The sequence below is a fragment of the Azospirillum sp. TSO22-1 genome (genome assembly GCF_003116015.1).
In the GTDB taxonomy this organism is placed as follows: domain Bacteria; phylum Pseudomonadota; class Alphaproteobacteria; order Azospirillales; family Azospirillaceae; genus Azospirillum.
In genome coordinates this window covers 1-4,921 of sequence record NZ_LGQZ01000204.1, presented here as the reverse complement: position 1 = coordinate 4,921, position 4,921 = coordinate 1, and the positions used below count along the sequence as shown (strand labels likewise).

Here is a 4,921-nt window from a genome sequence, read left to right as displayed (position 1 = left end):
GCCGGCGTCGCGGTCCTCGGTCACCACGTGCGGCCCGCCGATGGTGACGAAGGTCTGGTTGACGGCGTCGTACACCGTGCCGGTGCCGTCGCCCCGGCGCAGCACGTAGACGTCGTCGCCGCCGCTGCCCAGCAGCAGGTCGTCGCCCGCCCCGCCGGACAGCCGGTCCGCACTCCAGCCGCCGCCGATCTGGTCGTCGCCGCCGCCGCCGTCCATGACGCCGACGTGCCCGCCCGACGCCCACAGCCGGTCGGCCTGGTCCGTGCCGACGACCTGCTCCGCCGCCACCCCGGCGACGTCCAGCCGCACGCCGCCGGCGTCGGTGAACACCACGCGGTCGGTGCCCGCCCCGCCGTCGATGCGGTCGGTGCTGTCGGCGACGATCACGTCGTCGCCCGCCCCACCGAGCAGCGTGTCGGCGCCGCCGCCGCCGCTCAGCGTGTCGTTGCCCGCCCCGCCGTCCAGCCGGTTGGCGCCGCCGTCGCCGGTCAGCGCGTCGGCGTGGCGCGAGCCGACCAGGTTCTCGATGCCCGACAGCCGGTCGCCCTCGGCGTCGCCGCCCGTGCCGGTGCCGGCGCCCAGGTCGACCGTGACCCCGGCGCGCGAGCCGGCGTAGCTGGCGGTGTCCACGCCCACGCCGCCGTCGAGCACGTCCGCCCCGGCGCCGCCGACCAGCCGGTCGTCGCCCGCCCCGCCGGACAGCGTGTCGTTGCCGGCGCCGCCGTCCAGCACGTTGGCCGCCGCGTTGCCGGTGAGCGCGTCGTCGAAGCGCGAGCCGGTGAGGTTCTCGATGCCCGACAGCCGGTCGCCCTCGGCGTGGCCGCCGCGGCCGATGCCGGTCTCCAGGTCGACCGAGACCGCCGCGTCGGAGTCCGCGTAGGACACCGTGTCGGTGCCGCCGCCGCCGTTGATGGTGTCGGCGCCGGCGCTGCCCAGGAACAGCTCGTCGCGCGACGGCGCCACCGCCGGCTGCAGGATGGCGGCCAGCAGCCCGCCCGGCTCCGCCCCGTCCCCGCCCGCCGGCGCCGCGCCGGTGGCGGCCGCGTCGGCGGCCTCGCCCTGGAGGTCGTCGCCGTCGCTGCCGGCGAGCACCGTCAGGCTCGGCGGCCAGTGGCCGATCGGCTGGTCCAGCCCGAGCTGGTCGGCGCGCGCCAGCGTCAGCCCCCAGCCCACCGCGAAGGTCGACGCCGGCTCCGCCGCCATCGCCGCCTCGATCTCCTCGCGGTGCTCCAGGTAGCGGCTGTAGTCCTGGGCGATGCTGAGGTCGGCGAACAGCTCCTCCAGGTCGTCGGCCTGCGTCGCCGCCAGCGCCTGCAGGATCACCGGGTCGCCGCCCTCCAGCGCGGTGCGCCGCAGCGTGCGCAGCACCGCCTCGGTCACCGCCGCGCCGCCGTCGTCGGGATGCAGCTTGGCCGCGCCGTTGCCGTCCTCGACGAACACGCCGTCGCGGTCGTAGCCCACCATCACCATGCGCGGCGTCTGCGCCGGCGTGCCGCCGGTCATCGCCAGCACCGCGTCGAGCGCCTGCGCGGTGGCCTCGGCCAGCTGGATCGCCACGCCGACGTCGGCGCCGTTGTCGGCGCCGCTCGGCCCCACCGTGAAGCCGTCGCCGTCGCTCCACACCACCTGGGCGCCGGTCAGCGGGCCCGAGGACGCGTGGCCGAACATGTTGCCGAGCGCGGTGCCGAACAGCGTGCCGACGAAGGCGCCGATCAGCGCGCCGACGCCGGGGATGGGGATCAGCGTCTGCCCGGCCAGCATCGCCGCCCCGATGCCGCCGCCGACCGCGCCTCCGATCTGGCCGCCGATGGTCTCGGCCGGCAGGATCTGGTTGGCCAGGAACGAGCCGGCGAAGCCGCCGAAGGCGTTGGCGATGCTGGCGACGCTGGCGACCTGGCTGAAATCGAAGGTGGTGGCGACGTTGCTGGCGAGGCTGGTGGAGACGCCCTCGGCGACCGGCAGGCCGAGGTTGGCCAGCGCGGTGTTGACCAGGGGATTGACGACGCCGACCTGGAGCCCGGCGCCGAGCACTTGGCCGGGCACGCCCTCCAGGCCGAGCGCATCAACGAGCTTGCCGACGACGACTGAGCCGAGGGCACCCAGCCCACCGCCGACCAGCGAGCCGCCGAGGTCCGCGCTGAAGTCGGAGAAGGCGTGGCCGGCGGCGTCGGTCAGGCTGGCCCCGGCGACGAGGCCGTCGACGGTCTGGCCGAGGTTCTTGCCGAACGCCTCGAGCACGGCGGAGGCCGCCACCGCCGCCAGCGGGTCGCCGTTGCCGAGGAATTTGCCCAGCGTCCCGCCGATCGTCGAGCCAAGCTGTGCGCCGGTGATGGTTGAGCGGACGCTGTCGTTGTTGTCGAGGAGGGGGTCGCCGTCGCCGCCGCCTTCGAGCGAATCGTCGCCCGCCCCACCTTCCAAGGAGTCGAGGTCAGGAGAGCTTTCGACCGGGGTTCCAAATAATTGCCGAAGCTCCTGCAGAGTGGCGGGGTCAACCGTGCATCCATTTCCATACTGATTGGCTTCATAAGACAACGTGCCGGACGGCTGACGCCAGACGCTTTCCGGAGGGGCTATCGACTTAAGATATTCATAAGTTTGATTGAGAGCCGCCTCAATCGGCTCCCCCGCTGCCAGAAGCTTGTCGCGAAATTCTACTGCACGATCGAGAGCTGCGCTCGTCTCAAGATCCTCGAACCATGCCTTATTGGTTGCGAGCATGTCACGAACTTCGTATGATCGCTCTGCATAGCGACCAAGCTGGCCCTTAATTTTAGCATATTCCTCAGGGAAATCTTTCGCTAAATTAATCCCGAATTCTTGGGCAACGCTGACCGACATAATCAGCGTCTCGGCACGGTCCCTAAGCTTACCGGTTCCAAATTGATCCAAGGCAAAATCGCTGATAACTTGAAACGAGTCTTCTGGCATTGCATGCTGTATTATTTGCGTCACAATGGTCGACGCTCGCTCTCCCGCGATACCTCCAAAATATCTTGTGACGACTGCGCCCGCCACCGAGCCAGCAAAATCAGGACCGTATTTGGTTACCAATAGCGCGAACGTATCTGAAAGATCAGACGGAGAGTCAAAATCCAATACAGCTTTAGGATCTTCTTTTTCGGTGATTTTATCTAGAAATTCATTGAATTTGTTAAGCTTGTCAAGGTTATTAATTGCACCATGACCATTGTTTTGGATCTTGCTTATTCCACTTGCCGAAGACATTTCTTCTACCTGCTAAAATTTCCGAGATTTACATTCAGTTCTTCCTACCTGGCAGGCCATATACGCACAGCAATATAACGAGAGAATGCTGAGGGTGGTATCGTCACTCCATGCAAGCCCATGGCAAAATATTTAAGGTTCGTGGCAAACCATTTGTCATTCTTTAGACAGTCAGAACGGCAATTAATATGTGGAAACCATCTAGTATAACTATAATACATCAAAATTATGCCAGCCAAGCACATGGCAATTGAAACAAATTGCGCGCCTGCTATTCTACCGCTCCTCCGATCAACGCCATCAGCAATCATGTGTTTCGCATCAATCACATGAAGAAATAAATTAAAAAGACCAGCAAAAATTGCTATGAATATTGTTATTGTGACAGCGATATATCTGCTATTATAGTTATCTATAATTAATAAGGCTGTATCTTCACCGGCCTTTGCGATAAGCAAGAACCAGCACCAAAAAAATATAGAGCCATAAGGATACCTGGAAGCCGCCCTCATGAAATCACCGATAACTTCCTAGGTCGTTGCGAGATGTTATCGAACATGGCCAGTATGCCCCCGGCAATTCGAATCAGAGGCGCACCAATAGCGGCGCCCTCAGGCCGCTGGTTGACGATAGAATCGTACACGGTTGCAAAATAATCGCACGACATAACCCTTTACCCGGGAGATTTAAGAAATTCAACACAATCGCAAGGTGGCGCATGCGGCAAAAGTCCGCAGCGGATGGTCATATGAGGCTCGCCACCTCGCGCTCCGTACGGTATGATCGCAGCCCAGGCCTATAGTAAAAGAGCGCCGCGCACCCTGCCCATACCATCATTGGCCCCAGCCGGTGGCCCTTCCTGATGCTCTGTTGCGATCTGTCCTTCATGCACAGCCCCCGTGCTGCTTCCAGTCGATCCACGCAACAATCACGCAAACATACGAAACAAGAATGCAAGAATCACGATCTAGCGCGCGAAGCTTTACCGGTCAACACAATCAAAAAATCGTATTTTTTATTAATTGCTGCACAATCGGCGAAACGCATCGTAGGGTCCTCCTCACATCGCCCCTCGCCGCGCTGCTCCAAGCGCCCGCCGCTTCCCGTTTCCATGTACGGATTCCGGCATTCCCCTGCGCCGCTTGAATGCGATGGGAGAGCCGCCGCACGTGCCGGTGCCATATCTGACACCGACGGCAGACGCGAGCGCCGGAAAACCGCGGCCGGACCGGCGCCGGCGCCCCGGCCGGCTGCGCGCCGAGGTTCAGCAGCGCCTCCTGCTCCCCGCTCAACCCGCCGAGCGCCGCCACTGCGGCGGCGCTCGCCGCGTGCAGCGCCTCGGCACCGTTCGGGTGCCCGGCCGCGGTGACCACCCGCTCCCCGGCGTCCACCGCGGTGGCGACGAACTGCCCGATGCCCAGTTCCTCCGGCGCCAGCGTCGTGCCGTCGGCGAAGCGCAGCGTCTCGATCCGGTTGTTGTCCTTGAAGAAGTCGCGCACCGTCAGCCGGTCGGCCAGCTGCTCGAACGGCGCGTCCGGCGCCGCCGGGTCGCGCAGCCCGACCAGCAGGTTGTCGCCCTGGCGCAGCAGGACCACGTCGGCCGGCGTGATGCCCGGACCGAACTCCAGCACGTCGTGGCCGGCGTCGCGGTCCTCGGTCACCACGTGCGGCCCGCCGATGGTGACGAAGGTCTGGT

Annotated in this window: 2 protein-coding genes; both read right to left on the bottom strand. The window is 64.8% G+C overall.

Going from position 1 to position 4,921, the window contains the following annotated elements; genetic code table 11:
* Window positions 1-2,418: calcium-binding protein (locus tag TSO221_RS33760; RefSeq protein ID WP_282187867.1), on the bottom strand; the 2,418-nt coding region annotated here is incomplete at its 3' end.
* 1,805 nt (window positions 2,419-4,223) lie between these two features.
* Window positions 4,224-4,921: calcium-binding protein (locus TSO221_RS33755; protein WP_199229745.1), on the bottom strand; the 698-nt coding region annotated here is incomplete at its 5' end.